This window comes from Streptomyces yunnanensis, assembly GCF_029011865.1.
Lineage (GTDB): Bacteria > Actinomycetota > Actinomycetes > Streptomycetales > Streptomycetaceae > Streptomyces > Streptomyces yunnanensis.
On the sequence record NZ_CP095749.1, the window covers coordinates 5,248,535 to 5,263,517 of the forward strand.

General features: G+C 65.6%; 10 protein-coding genes and 3 rRNA genes. 12 read left to right on the forward strand and 1 reads right to left on the reverse strand.

What is annotated here, in order from left to right:
- The first annotated feature begins 165 nt into the window (after positions 1 to 165).
- From MOV08_RS22815 to MOV08_RS22870, 12 genes are all read left to right on the forward strand, one after another.
- On the forward strand, positions 166 to 726 hold the full coding sequence (locus MOV08_RS22815) for a MarR family winged helix-turn-helix transcriptional regulator (RefSeq protein ID WP_039641345.1): 561 nt from the start codon (positions 166 to 168) through the stop codon (positions 724 to 726).
- Between the two features lie 704 nt (positions 727 to 1,430).
- A 16S ribosomal RNA gene (locus tag MOV08_RS22820) occupies positions 1,431 to 2,959 on the forward strand.
- A gap of 305 nt (positions 2,960 to 3,264) precedes the next feature.
- Positions 3,265 to 6,384 (forward strand): 23S ribosomal RNA (locus tag MOV08_RS22825).
- A 71-nt stretch (positions 6,385 to 6,455) separates the two neighbouring features.
- Positions 6,456 to 6,572, forward strand: a 5S ribosomal RNA gene (rrf, locus tag MOV08_RS22830).
- The 16S, 23S and 5S rRNA genes sit together here, the layout of an rRNA operon.
- Positions 6,573 to 6,660: 88 nt before the next feature.
- Positions 6,661 to 7,311, forward strand: coding sequence for an HAD family hydrolase (locus MOV08_RS22835; protein ID WP_275308689.1), 651 nt, complete (start codon positions 6,661 to 6,663; stop codon positions 7,309 to 7,311).
- A gap of 115 nt (positions 7,312 to 7,426) precedes the next feature.
- On the forward strand, positions 7,427 to 8,680 hold the full coding sequence (locus MOV08_RS22840) for an MFS transporter (RefSeq protein ID WP_275308690.1): 1,254 nt from the start codon (positions 7,427 to 7,429) through the stop codon (positions 8,678 to 8,680).
- Complete coding sequence (locus MOV08_RS22845) at positions 8,631 to 9,806, forward strand: acetoin utilization protein AcuC (protein WP_039635088.1); 1,176 nt, start codon at positions 8,631 to 8,633, stop codon at positions 9,804 to 9,806. Before MOV08_RS22840 ends, MOV08_RS22845 begins: the two co-directional genes overlap by 50 nt.
- Positions 9,807 to 9,988: 182 nt before the next feature.
- Positions 9,989 to 10,801 carry a phosphatase gene (locus MOV08_RS22850; RefSeq protein ID WP_039641347.1) on the forward strand — a complete coding sequence of 271 codons (813 nt, stop codon included), beginning with the start codon at positions 9,989 to 9,991 and terminating at the stop codon, positions 10,799 to 10,801.
- Between the two features lie 131 nt (positions 10,802 to 10,932).
- Positions 10,933 to 11,142, forward strand: a complete 210-nt coding sequence (locus MOV08_RS22855; protein ID WP_014144137.1) for a helix-turn-helix domain-containing protein — start codon at positions 10,933 to 10,935, stop codon at positions 11,140 to 11,142.
- Between the two features lie 120 nt (positions 11,143 to 11,262).
- Positions 11,263 to 11,361, forward strand: coding sequence for a 30S ribosomal protein bS22 (locus MOV08_RS22860; RefSeq protein ID WP_003948845.1), 99 nt, complete (start codon positions 11,263 to 11,265; stop codon positions 11,359 to 11,361).
- A 202-nt stretch (positions 11,362 to 11,563) separates the two neighbouring features.
- A complete protein-coding gene (locus MOV08_RS22865) occupies positions 11,564 to 12,613 on the forward strand; it encodes an NAD-dependent epimerase/dehydratase family protein (RefSeq protein ID WP_039635093.1) in 1,050 nt (349 codons plus the stop codon).
- A gap of 14 nt (positions 12,614 to 12,627) precedes the next feature.
- A complete protein-coding gene (locus MOV08_RS22870) occupies positions 12,628 to 13,614 on the forward strand; it encodes a lysophospholipid acyltransferase family protein (protein ID WP_275308691.1) in 987 nt (328 codons plus the stop codon).
- A 75-nt stretch (positions 13,615 to 13,689) separates the two neighbouring features.
- On the opposite strand, the gene MOV08_RS22875 is transcribed toward MOV08_RS22870, so the two are convergent.
- Entirely contained in the window at positions 13,690 to 14,883 is a 1,194-nt protein-coding gene (locus MOV08_RS22875) for a DUF5667 domain-containing protein (protein ID WP_275308692.1), read from the reverse strand.
- Positions 14,884 to 14,983 lie beyond the last annotated feature (100 nt).

The following is a 14,983-nucleotide window of genomic DNA, read 5'->3' on the forward strand; positions in this document are numbered from 1 at the left end:
CGGGCCGAGTCGAGGCGGTGTCCACGGCGTCCCCGGCGTCCACGACACCCGGGGCGTCCAAGACCGGACAGTCACACCCTCAAGACTTCGACTCTAAAGTTCGAAGCTAAAGACTACATGACGAAGAACTTCAACGCCAATGACTTTCGTGCCATACTGCGCCGCATGCCAGAGCCCTCAGATGCGCCCGCCGGTCACTCCGAGCCGAGCCTTGAGGAACAGATCGCGGCCTACCAGCGCGAGTTCCGGGACCTCGACCCCCAGGTGGAGCAGGTTGTCTCCGCACTTCAGCGCCTCAACCGGCGGATGAACGTCGCCTACGGACGCCAGACCGCCACCCTCGGCATCAGCAACGCCGAATGGGAGGTCCTCAAGGCCCTCGTCGTCTCCGGCGCGCCCTACCGCATGGGCCCCGGCGAACTCGCCAAGCGCCTCGGTCTCACGCCGGCCGCCATGACCCACCGCATCGACCGCATGGCGAGCGAGGGTCTGGTCACCCGCGAGCGCGACGAGACCAACCGCGTCCGAGTGATCGTCGAGCTGACCCACGAGGGCCGCGAGAAGTGGCTGGAGGCCATGCGCATGGCATCGGTCTTCGAGGAGGATCTCCTCCAGGACCTCTCCGGCGAGCAACGCCGCATCCTCGGCGATGCGTTGACCCGGCTGCTGCGCCGTGTCGAGGAGGCCCAACCCGACGCCGAGGGCCGCCTGAGCGACCTCGACTGACCGGGTTTGACACGCCCCTCCCCGATCCGTAGTGTTCTCCGAGTTGCCAACGAGCCGGAACGGTTCTGCGGCAGCCATCCCGCCGCTTCGCGGCAACCCACTACTGCACGGCCCCTCAACGGGAGCGAATTTCGCATTTCGAAATTCATTCCGGGCGCCTGATTAGGCGTCAGCGAGGAATTCCGCTAACGTAGTGAACACCCCGCCGACGGGGAATCGGATCGAAATTCGAACCGACCGCAACTCGCTGAGAAGCGGGCCGGAACGGAAAGAAGATCTGATAAAGTCGGAAAGGCCGAAAAGCGAAAGCGAAGCGGCCGGACCCCACTCCAACAGGGGGCCAGAGACGGAAACGGATCTGGTAAGGTTGGAACCGCGAGGAAGCCGAAAGGCCGAATCGCACCGGCGAAAATCGGAGCCGAAAGGATCTGATAGAGTCGGAGACGCAAGACCGAAGGGAAGCGCCCGGAGGAAGCCCGAGAGGGAATCCAAAGGAAGCGTCCGTTCCTTGAGAACTCAACAGCGTGCCAAAAGTCAACGCCAGATATGTTGATACCCCGTCTCCATCATGGAGATGAGGTTCCTTTGAAAAGTCCTTCCAATAGCTTTGGGAGGCGCACAGCGAGGACGCTGTGAACCGCGAGGATTATTCCTCCTTGTGGTTCCGCTCAACGCGAGTGTTGATACCGGATTACCGGTAAGCATTCACGGAGAGTTTGATCCTGGCTCAGGACGAACGCTGGCGGCGTGCTTAACACATGCAAGTCGAACGATGAACCGGCTTCGGTCGGGGATTAGTGGCGAACGGGTGAGTAACACGTGGGCAATCTGCCCTTCACTCTGGGACAAGCCCTGGAAACGGGGTCTAATACCGGATATGACACGGGGTCGCATGATCTCCGTGTGGAAAGCTCCGGCGGTGAAGGATGAGCCCGCGGCCTATCAGCTTGTTGGTGAGGTAGTGGCTCACCAAGGCGACGACGGGTAGCCGGCCTGAGAGGGCGACCGGCCACACTGGGACTGAGACACGGCCCAGACTCCTACGGGAGGCAGCAGTGGGGAATATTGCACAATGGGCGAAAGCCTGATGCAGCGACGCCGCGTGAGGGATGACGGCCTTCGGGTTGTAAACCTCTTTCAGCAGGGAAGAAGCGAGAGTGACGGTACCTGCAGAAGAAGCGCCGGCTAACTACGTGCCAGCAGCCGCGGTAATACGTAGGGCGCGAGCGTTGTCCGGAATTATTGGGCGTAAAGAGCTCGTAGGCGGCTTGTCACGTCGGATGTGAAAGCCCGGGGCTTAACCCCGGGTCTGCATTCGATACGGGCAGGCTAGAGTTCGGTAGGGGAGATCGGAATTCCTGGTGTAGCGGTGAAATGCGCAGATATCAGGAGGAACACCGGTGGCGAAGGCGGATCTCTGGGCCGATACTGACGCTGAGGAGCGAAAGCGTGGGGAGCGAACAGGATTAGATACCCTGGTAGTCCACGCCGTAAACGTTGGGAACTAGGTGTGGGCGACATTCCACGTCGTCCGTGCCGCAGCTAACGCATTAAGTTCCCCGCCTGGGGAGTACGGCCGCAAGGCTAAAACTCAAAGGAATTGACGGGGGCCCGCACAAGCAGCGGAGCATGTGGCTTAATTCGACGCAACGCGAAGAACCTTACCAAGGCTTGACATACACCGGAAAACCGTGGAGACACGGTCCCCCTTGTGGTCGGTGTACAGGTGGTGCATGGCTGTCGTCAGCTCGTGTCGTGAGATGTTGGGTTAAGTCCCGCAACGAGCGCAACCCTTGTTCTGTGTTGCCAGCATGCCTTTCGGGGTGATGGGGACTCACAGGAGACTGCCGGGGTCAACTCGGAGGAAGGTGGGGACGACGTCAAGTCATCATGCCCCTTATGTCTTGGGCTGCACACGTGCTACAATGGCCGGTACAATGAGCTGCGATACCGCGAGGTGGAGCGAATCTCAAAAAGCCGGTCTCAGTTCGGATTGGGGTCTGCAACTCGACCCCATGAAGTCGGAGTTGCTAGTAATCGCAGATCAGCATTGCTGCGGTGAATACGTTCCCGGGCCTTGTACACACCGCCCGTCACGTCACGAAAGTCGGTAACACCCGAAGCCGGTGGCCCAACCCCTTGTGGGAGGGAATCGTCGAAGGTGGGACTGGCGATTGGGACGAAGTCGTAACAAGGTAGCCGTACCGGAAGGTGCGGCTGGATCACCTCCTTTCTAAGGAGCATCTAGGCAGTCGCAAGATTGTCCAGAGCCACTACGTCGGCGAGTGTTCGACGGTGGTTAGCTCATGGGTGGAACGTTGACTACTCGGCCTGTTCAGGGTCATGGCTCGTTAGTACTGCTTCGGCGTGGAACACGGGACTGTGGGTTGAACTGGTCGGGCACGCTGTTGGGTATCTGAGGGTGCGGACTTATGGTCTGAGCCTTCGCGATGCCGGCCCCGGTGAAGCGCCTCTTGTGGGTGTGTGACGGGTGGCTGGTCGTTGTTTGAGAACTGCACAGTGGACGCGAGCATCTGTGGCCAAGTTTTTAAGGGCGCACGGTGGATGCCTTGGCACCAGGAACCGATGAAGGACGTGGGAGGCCGCGATAGGCCCCGGGGAGCTGTCAACCGAGCTTTGATCCGGGGGTGTCCGAATGGGGAAACCCGGCAGTCGTCATGGGCTGTCACCCGCTGCTGAACACATAGGCAGTGTGGAGGGAACGCGGGGAAGTGAAACATCTCAGTACCCGCAGGAAGAGAAAACAACCGTGATTCCGGGAGTAGTGGCGAGCGAAACTGGATGAGGCTAAACCAGTCACGTGTGATACCCGGCAGGGGTTGCGTGGTTGGGGTTGTGGGAGCTTTCTTGATCGGTCTGCCGGCCGGTCGGTGAGTCAGAAACCGTTGATGTAGGCGAAGGACATGCGAAAGGTCCGGCGTAGAGGGTAAGACCCCCGTAGCTGAAACGTCAGCGGCTTGCTTGAGAGCCACCCAAGTAGCACGGGGCCCGAGAAATCCCGTGTGAATCTGGCGGGACCACCCGTTAAGCCTAAATATTCCCTGGTGACCGATAGCGGATAGTACCGTGAGGGAATGGTGAAAAGTACCGCGGGAGCGGAGTGAAATAGTACCTGAAACCGTGTGCCTACAAGCCGTGGGAGCGTCGCCATGCAGTTTGCTGTGTGGTCGTGACTGCGTGCCTTTTGAAGAATGAGCCTGCGAGTTTGCGGTATGTTGCGAGGTTAACCCGTGTGGGGAAGCCGTAGCGAAAGCGAGTCCGAATAGGGCGTTGGAGTAGCATGCTCAAGACCCGAAGCGGAGTGATCTAGCCATGGGCAGGTTGAAGCGGAGGTAAGACTTCGTGGAGGACCGAACCCACCAGGGTTGAAAACCTGGGGGATGACCTGTGGTTAGGGGTGAAAGGCCAATCAAACTCCGTGATAGCTGGTTCTCCCCGAAATGCATTTAGGTGCAGCGTCGTGTGTTTCTTGCCGGAGGTAGAGCACTGGATAGGCGATGGGCCCTACCGGGTTACTGACCTTAGCCAAACTCCGAATGCCGGTAAGTGAGAGCGCGGCAGTGAGACTGTGGGGGATAAGCTCCATGGTCGAGAGGGAAACAGCCCAGAGCATCGACTAAGGCCCCTAAGCGTGTGCTAAGTGGGAAAGGATGTGGAGTCGCAGAGACAACCAGGAGGTTGGCTTAGAAGCAGCCACCCTTGAAAGAGTGCGTAATAGCTCACTGGTCAAGTGATTCCGCGCCGACAATGTAGCGGGGCTCAAGTACACCGCCGAAGTCGTGTCATTGCGATATTACCCCCAACGGGGATCGTGATGGGTAGGGGAGCGTCGTGTGCCGGGTGAAGCAGCCGTGGAAACGAGTTGTGGACGGTTCACGAGTGAGAATGCAGGCATGAGTAGCGATACAAGAGTGGGAAACTCTTGCGCCGATTGACTAAGGGTTCCTGGGTCAAGCTGATCTGCCCAGGGTAAGTCGGGACCTAAGGCGAGGCCGACAGGCGTAGTCGATGGACAACCGGTTGATATTCCGGTACCCGCTTTGAAGCGCCCAATACTGAATCAGGCGATGCTAAGTCCGTGAAGCCGCCCTGGATCCTTCGGGTGAAGGGGAGTGGTGGAGCCGACGGACCAGACTTGTAGTAGGTAAGCGATGGGGTGACGCAGGAAGGTAGTCCAGCCCGGGCGGTGGTTGTCCCGGGGTAAGGGTGTAGCCCGAGAGATAGGCAAATCCGTCTCTCATGCAGGGTGAGACCTGATGCCGAGCCGATTGTGGTGAAGTGGATGATCCTATGCTGTCGAGAAAAGCCTCTAGTGAGTTTCAAGGCGGCCCGTACCCTAAACCGACTCAGGTGGTCAGGTAGAGAATACCGAGGCGTTCGGGTGAACTATGGTTAAGGAACTCGGCAAAATGCCCCCGTAACTTCGGGAGAAGGGGGGCCATTTCTGGTGATGACATTTGCTGTCTGAGCTGGGGTGGCCGCAGAGACCAGCGAGAAGCGACTGTTTACTAAAAACACAGGTCCGTGCGAAGCCGTAAGGCGATGTATACGGACTGACGCCTGCCCGGTGCTGGAACGTTAAGGGGACCGGTTAGCTCCATTTCGGTGGGGCGAAGCTGAGAACTTAAGCGCCAGTAAACGGCGGTGGTAACTATAACCATCCTAAGGTAGCGAAATTCCTTGTCGGGTAAGTTCCGACCTGCACGAATGGCGTAACGACTTCTCGACTGTCTCAACCATAGGCCCGGTGAAATTGCATTACGAGTAAAGATGCTCGTTTCGCGCAGCAGGACGGAAAGACCCCGGGACCTTTACTATAGCTTGATATTGGTGTTCGGTTCGGCTTGTGTAGGATAGGTGGGAGACTTTGAAGCGCCAACGCCAGTTGGTGTGGAGTCGTTGTTGAAATACCACTCTGGTCGTGCTGGATGTCTAACCTGGGTCCGTGATCCGGATCAGGGACAGTGTCTGGTGGGTAGTTTAACTGGGGCGGTTGCCTCCTAAAGGGTAACGGAGGCGCCCAAAGGTTCCCTCAGCCTGGTTGGTAATCAGGTGTTGAGTGTAAGTGCACAAGGGAGCTTGACTGTGAGACTGACGGGTCGAGCAGGTACGAAAGTAGGGACTAGTGATCCGGCGGTGGCTTGTGGAAGCGCCGTCGCTCAACGGATAAAAGGTACCCCGGGGATAACAGGCTGATCTTCCCCAAGAGTCCATATCGACGGGATGGTTTGGCACCTCGATGTCGGCTCGTCGCATCCTGGGGCTGGAGTCGGTCCCAAGGGTTGGGCTGTTCGCCCATTAAAGCGGTACGCGAGCTGGGTTTAGAACGTCGTGAGACAGTTCGGTCCCTATCCGCTGCGCGCGTAGGAGTCTTGAGAAGGGCTGTCCCTAGTACGAGAGGACCGGGACGGACGGACCTCTGGTGTGCCAGTTGTTCTGCCAAGGGCATGGCTGGTTGGCTACGTTCGGAAAGGATAACCGCTGAAAGCATCTAAGCGGGAAGCCTGCTTCGAGATGAGGGCTCCCACCCACTTGATGGGGTAAGGCTCCCAGTAGATGACTGGGTTGATAGGCCAGATATGGAAGCGCCGTAAGGTGTGGAGTTGACTGGTACTAATAGGCCGAGGGCTTGTCCTCAGTTGCTCGCGTCCACTGTGTTGGTTCTGAAGCCACGAACAGACCAACGGTTGTTTAGTGTTTCATAGTGTTTCGGTGGTTATAGCGTTAGGGAAACGCCCGGTTACATTCCGAACCCGGAAGCTAAGCCTTTCAGCGCCGATGGTACTGCAGGGGGGACCCTGTGGGAGAGTAGGACGCCGCCGAACTAATTTTAGAAGAAGCCCTGTTGGGAACCTCGGTTCCCAACAGGGCTTCTTTGCGTTGTCCTTCCCGCGGGCTGGGTACGCTCGTTTGATGCGTTACGACCTGATCATTTTCGACAATGACGGTGTACTGGTCGACAGCGAGCCGATCTCCAACCGGATCCTCGCCGGCTATCTCACCGAACTGGGGCACCCCACCACGTACGAGGAATCGCTGCGTGACTTCATGGGCGGGTCGGTGCAGCGGGTGCGGGACATGGTGCGGGAGAAGTCCGGGCGTGCGCTGCCGACGGACTTCGAGACCGGTTTCCACACGCGGGTCTTTGCCGAGTTCCGTCGGCGGCTGCAGCCGGTGCCGGGCGTGGAGGCGGTCCTGGAGAAGCTGGCCGCGGACGGCGTGCCGTACTGCGTCGGCTCGTCGGGGAGCCATGAGCGGATCAGGGTGGCGCTGACGAAGACCGGGCTGTTCGAGCGGTTCGGTGCGGAGCGGGTCTTCTCGTCGCAGGACGTGGCGCGGGGGAAGCCGGCGCCCGACCTGTTTCTGCACGCGGCGAAGGAAATGGGCGTCGTGCCCGGGCGGTGTGCGGTGGTCGAGGACAGCCCGTTGGGCGTGCGGGCGGCGGTGGCCGCGGGGATGGACGTGTACGGGTTCACGGCGATGACGCCGGCGGCGAAGCTGAGGGAGGCCGGGGCCACCGCGCTGTTCAGCGATATGGCGGAGCTGCCGCAGTTGGTGCGGTAAGGACGGGTGCGGGGCGGTATCCGCCCGCCGGTCCGCCAACTTCCCGTACACCAGGCGGAATTGGGGCAGTGATCCATCTACCCAGCGGTAGCCCGGAGTTCTAGGCTGACCCGCCATGACGCCCCCTCAGGTACCGGGAGCGCGGCTCCGCCGTGGCCGGGTCTCGCTCGCCCTCAGCTTCTTCGCCCAGGGGGCGGTCTTCGCCCTGCTCGCGACCCGTATACCGGCGATCCAGACGCGCTACGGCATCTCCGACGGCCTGCTGCCGGTCTTCCTGGCGGCCGTTCCGGTGCTCGCCGGCGTCGGCAGCGTCGGCACCGAGCACCTGGTGAAGCGGGTGCGGCCGAGCGTCGTGCTGCGCGCCGTGCAGCCGGTGGTGTGCCTGGCGCTGCTGGCGGTCGGAGCGGTCGGGTCGCTGGCGCAGGCCGCGGTGGCGCTGGCCGTGTTCGGGCTGACCGTGGGCGGCCTGGACGCGTCGATGAACATGCTCGGGGTGAGTCTCCAACGGGCCTACGGGCGGAGCATCATGCTCGGCTTCCACGCCGCGTACAGCCTGGGCGGGATCGTGGGGGCCTCGCTGGCCTGGGCGGGGGCGCACTGGGAAGTGCCGCTGGTGGTGCTGTACGGGCCGGTGGTGGCGGTGGCCGTCCCGCTGGTGCTGGTCATCGGCCGGTGGTTCGTGGACGGCGAGGACCGGGGCGGGTCGGAGGACGCCGGGGGGACGGCGGGCGGGACGCCGGTCGCGATGAGGCTGCTGTTGCCGCTGTGCCTGGTGATGGCGTTCGCGTACATCGGCGACTCGACGGTCTCCAACTGGAGCGCGAAGTATCTGAAGGACGTCCTGGGCAGCTCGGAGCAGTTGTCGACGGTCCCGTACAACGTCTACATGGTGACGACGCTGCTCGGGCGGACCGTGGGGGATCTGGGGGTGCGGCGCTTCGGGCCGGTCGCGGTGGTGCGGATCGGGACCGTGGCCGCGGCGGTCGGCTTCGCGGTGGTGGCGGCGGCGCCGGGGGCCTGGGTCGGGATGGCGGGATTCGTCCTGTTGGGGCTCGGGTTGTGCGTCATCGTGCCGCAGACTTTCGCGGCGGCCGGGCGGTACGCGGTCGAGCGCCATGGTCCGGGTGCTTCGGATCCGACCATCGCGCGGCTGAACATCTTCAACTATGTGGGCTTTCTGATCGGCTCCCCGTTGGTCGGCGGGCTGGGGGACGCCTGGAGCTATCGCGGGGCGATGCTCGTCCCGATGGCGCTGGTCCTGGTGACATTGGTGTACGCCCGCTCGTTCGGGTCGTCCTCGGCCCGATACGGTGACGACCATGAGCGGCCGCGCACAGCTGATGTGGGACGAGGCAGTAACGGGCTATAACTTCGGGCCGGGGCATCCGATGGACCCCGTCCGACTCGCCCTGACGATGCGTCTGGTGGAGGCGTACGAGCTCCATCGGGGGCCGCTGGAGGTGGTGGCCGCCAAGCCGGCCGGCGACTCCACGCTGCGCCTGGTGCACCGTGAGGACTACATCGAGGCGGTCCGCCGGGCGTCCGCCGATCCGGAGTCCGCGGACCTCGAATACGGCCTGGGCACTGAGGACGACCCGGCGTTTCCCGGGATGCACGAGGCGTCGGCGCTGATCGCCGGGCAGTCGGTGGGGGCGGCGGAGGCCGTCTGGCGCGGTGAGGCGGAGCACGCGGTGAACTTCGCGGGCGGGCTGCACCACGCGATGCCCGGCGGCGCGTCCGGATTCTGCGTCTACAACGACGCGGCGCTGGCGATCGCCCGGCTGCTGGAACTGGGTGCCGAGCGCGTGGCGTACGTGGATGTGGACGTGCACCACGGGGACGGCGTCCAGGCGGCGTTCTGGGAGGACCCGCGGGTGCTGACGATCTCGTTGCACGAGCACCCGCGGACGCTGTTCCCGCAGACCGGCTGGCCGGAGGAGACCGGCGGGGAGGGCGCGGAGGGCAGTGCGGTGAACGTGGCGCTGCCGGCCGGGACCGCCGACGCGGGCTGGTTGCGGGCCTTCCATGCCGTGGTGCCGGAGCTGCTGGCCGCGTTCCGGCCCCAGGCCCTGGTCACCCAGCACGGCGCCGACACCCATTTCGAGGACCCGCTCGCACATCTCGCGGTGAGCCTGGACGCGCAGCGGGCGGTGGCCGAGTCCTGTCACGCGTTGGCGCACGAGTACGCGGACGGGCGCTGGGTCGCGCTCGGGGGCGGCGGCTACGCGGTGGTGGAGGTGGTGCCGCGCAGCTGGACGCATCTGGCGGCGATCGCCGGGCACCGGCCGATCGACCCGACGTCGCCGGTGCCGGAGGAGTGGCGGCACGAAGTGTTCCGCAGGACGCGGCAGTTGGCGCCGTACCGGATGACGGACGGGCGGACTCCGCAGTGGCGGGACTTCGCCGAGGGCGGCTACGACCCGGCCGACCGGCTCGACCAGGCGGTGCTGGCCACCCGTCGGGCGGTGTTCCCGTCCCACGGGCTGTTGCCGTGAGGCGGCGGGGGATGCCGTAGGGGGTGGGGGAACAGAACCCGTAGGGGATGCGAGGCCCCCCTGCGGGGCCACAACGTGGTGGGGGGAAGGGGTATTCCCGCTTCCGTCGGGGCTGCCCCGGATGTGTGACTACCCGTCGGTTAGGGCATCCGCATCCCGGTCGAACGGCCAGCATGGGGCCCGTGTTGGGCACCGGGGCGCTGCGGGCGCACCTGATCGAGGCGCGGCTCGCGGGGACGATCGCGACCACGCGGGAGCAGAGTCTGCGGCGCTACCGGCTCTTCGCGGCGCGCGATCCGCGGGCGCTGTTGGGGCTGGATCCCGAACGGGACTGGTCCTTCGGTGAAGTCCTGCGACTGATGGGACAGGAGTGCGGTATTTCAGCCGATCCCGCGCACACTTCAGGTCTGGATGTGATCGATCCCGACCGGACGATCGCCGGGTTGGACGCGTTCGCCGACCGGCTCGCCGTTGCGGCCGGCCGTCGGGTGCCGGTGCTGCTCGGCACCGGGCACCCGCACCGGCTGCTGGAGTTCTACGCCGCCCTCGCAGACGCCCTCTCGTCGGCGGGTTGCACCGTCCTCACCCCGGCGTATGGCCATCGTGTCGACATAGCGACCCGGTTCGGAGTACGCACCCGGGTCCTCGATTACGTACGGGGAGTCGCGCTGATGCGCGAGCCCGGCGTGCGGGGCGCACCCTCCGAGGGGGGCGTGCACACCCATTCACCGCTGCCGGTGCGGACCGCTCTGGGGTTCGCCGCGGCGTCCGCCGGACCGCTTCCGGGGCTGGTCATCGGGGACCACGGATGGGTCTGCGGAGCAGGTCAGCTGGGCATCGAGGCGATCGGGCTGGCGGACGCCGACGACCCCGCGCCGTTCGTCGGGAGGGCGGAGGGACGGCTGTCCGCGGTGGTGCCGCTCGATGATGCCGTCCGGTCGACGCACTACCGCCCCCTGATCCGCTACGTCCTCAATAGGGCGCATCTGTCCTGATTGGCGGTCGTTCGCTGCTCCTCTTCCCCACTCGCATCACCCGCCCCTAATCTGGGGAGTGAACGCATGGCGACGAAGAGTCACCGGAGGGGAAGCCGGTGACCGTCTTATGCGGAAGGTGCAGGTGTGTGATGGCTGCGGACCAGAGGCCGTTGAACGAGGTTGTATTTCTGACAGTGGCGGAGGTCGCCACGGTGATGCGAGTGTCGAAGATGACCGTGTACCGCCTGGTGCACAGCGGTCATCTGCCCGCGATCCGCGTGGGACGGTCTTTCCGGGTGCCGGAGCAGGCCGTCCACGACTATCTCCGTGAGTCGTATGTGGGGGTGGAGTCGGCCTGACGGCTCGTTCGGCGACCCTCGGATTACGCGGTACGGCCGGCGCCGGGTACCCTGGCCCGATGTAGGTAGTGTGGGCTCGGACGCCCCGCACCGAGTGATACGAAGTGAGCGAGGGTAGTCGTGGGCTCTGTTATCAAGAAGCGGCGCAAGCGGATGGCGAAGAAGAAGCACCGCAAGCTGCTCAAGCGCACCCGTGTGCAGCGTCGCAACAAGAAGTAAGCGACGCTGATCACGATTTCGCGGCTCCTTGTCGTCCCTCGGGCGATAGGGGGCCGCGGTGCTTTTGTGGGCCGTATGGACGGTGGTCGTACGCAAATGTCGTTACGGGCATCGTGCGGTCATCGCCGCGCAACACCGACCCGATAGCGTGAGCCGCACATCTCGGCGCAGGCGGAAGCCGCTGCGGCAAGGAGGGCCGATCTTGGGCAACGTCGTGCTCGTCACGGGCGTCGCACGGCAGCTGGGGGGCCGGTTCGTCCGCCGGATCCAGCGCGATCCCGACGTCGATCGGGTGATCGGGGTCGATGCCGTGACACCGGAGCACCCCCTGGGCGGGGCGGAATTCCTCAAGGCCGACATCCGGCATCCGGCGATCGCCCGGGTCCTGGCCGAAACGGGCGTCGACACCGTCGTCCACATGGACGTCAACGGCACGCCCCTGGGCAGTCGCGGCAGCCGGGCCTCCGTGAAGGAGACCAACGTCATCGGCACCATGCAGCTGCTCGGCGCCTGCCAGAAGGCCCCGAACGTCCAGCGCGTGGTCATCAAGTCCAGCACCAGCGTCTACGGCTCCGCGCCGCGCGACCCGGCGGTCTTCACCGAGAACACCCCGCCCAAGTCGTTGCCCAGTGGCGGCTTCGCGAAGGACACCGTCGAGGTCGAGGGGTACGTCCGCGGCTTCGCCCGGCGCCGCCCCGACGTGGCGGTCTGCGTCCTGCGGTTCGCCAACGTCATCGGGCCGTGCGCGGACTCCCCGCTCGCCGAGTACTTCTCGCTGCCCGTGCTGCCCACCGTCCTCGGCTACGACCCGCGGTTGCAGTTCGTCCACGAGGACGACGCGATCGACGTGTTGCGGATCGCCGCCGCCGCGCCGCGCCGCGGCACCCTCAACAGCGGCACGTTCAACATCGCGGGTGACGGCGTCCTGCTGCTCTCGCAGGTCTCCCGGCGCCTGGGCCGGCCCACCCTCCCGCTCTTCCTGCCCACCGTGACCTGGGCCGGCACCGCCCTGCGGTCGCTCGGCATCACGGACTTCTCGCCCGAGCAGATCCGGATGCTGACCCACGGCCGGGTCGTCGAGACCACCCAGATGCGCGAGACACTGGGCTTCCACCCCCGGTACACGACGGCGGAGACCTTCGAGGAATTCGCCCGCAGCCGCGGACCCGGGCTGCTGCCGCCTGAGTCCCTCGCCCGCACCGTCGACCGGCTCGCCGGTGTGCTCTCCGCACGCCGCGGCCCGAGCCAGTGAGGAGTTCACCCACGATGGCGGACGCCAAGGTCATTCCCTTCGGCGAGGAACCGCGGGCGCGCCGCAAGGCCCGGCGGTCCGCGCGCGGCACCGCCCTGGCGCCCGTACCGGAGGCCCGCACCGAACCGGAGCCGCCACCGGCCCCGCGCCCGGCAGGCGGCCGGACCCTGGACGAGCGGATCGCGGGCGGGCTGGCCTTCCTGCGCCGGCGGATCACCGGCGACTACGAGGTCGACGACTTCGGCTACGACAAGGAGCTGACCGACCAGGTCCTGATGTCGCTGCTGCGGCCGCTCCACGACAAGTACTTCCGGGTCGAGGTGAAGGGGATGGAGAACATCCCCGCCGAGGGCGGCGCGCTGATCGTCGCCAACCACTCCGGGACGCTCCCGCTGGACGGCCTGATGCTCCAGGTCGCGGTGCACGACAATCACCCGGCACAGCGCCACCTGCGGCTGCTGGCGGCCGACTTGGTGTTCGTGCTGCCGGTGATGAACGAGCTGGCGCGCAAGGCCGGGCACACGCTCGCCTGCGCGGAGGACGCCCAGCGGCTGCTGGAGCGCGGGGAGATCGTCGGGGTGATGCCGGAGGGCTTCAAGGGCATCGGGAAGCCGTTCGCGGACCGCTACAAGCTCCAGCGCTTCGGGCGGGGCGGCTTCGTCTCCACGGCGCTGAAGGCCGGCGTGCCGATCGTGCCGTGCTCCATCGTGGGCGCCGAGGAGATCTACCCGATGATCGGGAACGCCAAGACCCTGGCGCGGGTGCTGGGGCTGCCGTACTTCCCGGTCACGCCGACGTTCCCCTGGCTGGGGCCGCTCGGTGCGGTGCCGCTGCCGACGAAGTGGACGATCCAGTTCGGGGAGCCCATCGCGACCGACGGCTATCCGGCGGAGGCGGCCGACGACCCGATGCTGATGTTCAACCTGACCGACCAGGTCCGGGAGACCATCCAGCACACCCTCTACAAGCTGCTCGTGCAGCGGCGCTCGGTGTTCTTCTGAGGGTGGACCGGAAGAACACCGAGCGCCGGGGGGCTGCGCCGGCCGTCGCGGGCCCGTGCCGCGCGGGCGGGCCGGCTACTTGGGCAGGTTGTCGCCGTCGATGCCCAGCTCGGGCAGGAGCCCGGGCAGCAGCGGCGGCAGCGTGACGTCGGGGCGGCCGGTGCCGTCCTTGCCGTGGTTGCCGTCGTGCGGGGAGGCGCTGCCCTTGCCGGGCGAGCCGAGCAGGCCGCCCGTACTGCCGCCGAGCAGACCGCCCTGCTCCTGGGACGGCGAGGCCGAGGGGCGCGGGGCCTGCTGGGCGGTGCCGTGGGAGTCGGACGGGGACTCGCTGCCGGCCGGCGACGGGCGACTGGCGCCGCCGACGGCACCCCGGTCGGTCGGCGTGTCGTGGTGGCGGCTGTGGCCGTCCGGGGTCGCCGGGAGCAGCGGGCCGACCTCATCGTCTATGGCGGCGAAGACCGAACTGACCTCGTCGCGCACGTCGGTGAGCTGTACCGGGAGCCTGTCGCGCAGCTGGGTCCAGGTGCCGCGGTGCGACTTGGTGAAGGAGTTCAGCGCCTGGATGGGGCCGAGCGAGCCGTCGCGCTCGTAGGCGGCGTGCAGCAGGCGGTGCCCCTCGCCCGCGTCGTGCCGGACGCCGGCCAGCGCCTTGCGGACCTCGAAGAGATCCTCGTGGTCGAGCTGCGCGGACCGGCCGCGCTCCATCAGGCGGCGGGCCTCCAACATGCGGGTGGACGCCTGGTCGAGGTAGAGCTGGCCGCGGTCGGAGTCGTCGTCGCTCATGGTGAGCCGGAGGTCCTCCATGCCGCGCTTGAGGCCGTACAGGGAGTCGCCGGGGAGGGCGTCGGTACTGGCCGCGGCGACGCCGCTGAACGCGCCGGCGGCGACGCCGACCGTCAGGCCGCCGGCCGCCAGCCCCTTGGAGAGGCGGGAGCGCGGGCGCAGCCGGCCGAGCGATGTGCCGGCCCGGTGGGTGCCCTTCCTCTCGCGTTGTTCGGGCACCCGGGTGTCGCCGGGCGTGGCGCCTTCGGCGAAGGCTGCCTCCATCGCCGCGATGAGCTGGGCACGCTGGACAGTCTTGACCTCTGCGGCCATCTCCGGCTTCGGGAGTTCCCCGAGGCCGTCGGCGACCGCCAACAGCCGTGCGTCTACCGGCGCTTGCGCCGCGTTGTCGACCTGGTCCTCGGTCGCCGCGCCCCTGAGCACCTGCTCCTCCAGGGCCTGGGCGAAGGCGTTGGCCCGCCGGTGTACCGAGACATTCGCGATCACGGGCGGCACCTCCTCTCGTCATCCCGCTCGACTCCCCGGACTGGCATTGACTATCCAGACGGGCCGGATGGTTGCACGCCGTGATCCATGGCCACTCGAA

Bases quoted from the DNA above. Each gene is read 5' to 3' on its own strand.
- MOV08_RS22835 (WP_275308689.1), top strand. From the start codon at position 6,661: ATGCGTTACGACCTGATCATTTTCGACAATGACGGTGTACTGGTCGAC.
- MOV08_RS22870 (WP_275308691.1), top strand. From the start codon at position 12,628: ATGGCGGACGCCAAGGTCATTCCCTTCGGCGAGGAACCGCGGGCGCGC.
- MOV08_RS22845 (WP_039635088.1), top strand. From the start codon at position 8,631: ATGAGCGGCCGCGCACAGCTGATGTGGGACGAGGCAGTAACGGGCTAT.
- MOV08_RS22815 (WP_039641345.1), top strand. From the start codon at position 166: ATGCCAGAGCCCTCAGATGCGCCCGCCGGTCACTCCGAGCCGAGCCTT.
- MOV08_RS22855 (WP_014144137.1), top strand. From the start codon at position 10,933: ATGGCTGCGGACCAGAGGCCGTTGAACGAGGTTGTATTTCTGACAGTG.
- MOV08_RS22840 (WP_275308690.1), top strand. From the start codon at position 7,427: ATGACGCCCCCTCAGGTACCGGGAGCGCGGCTCCGCCGTGGCCGGGTC.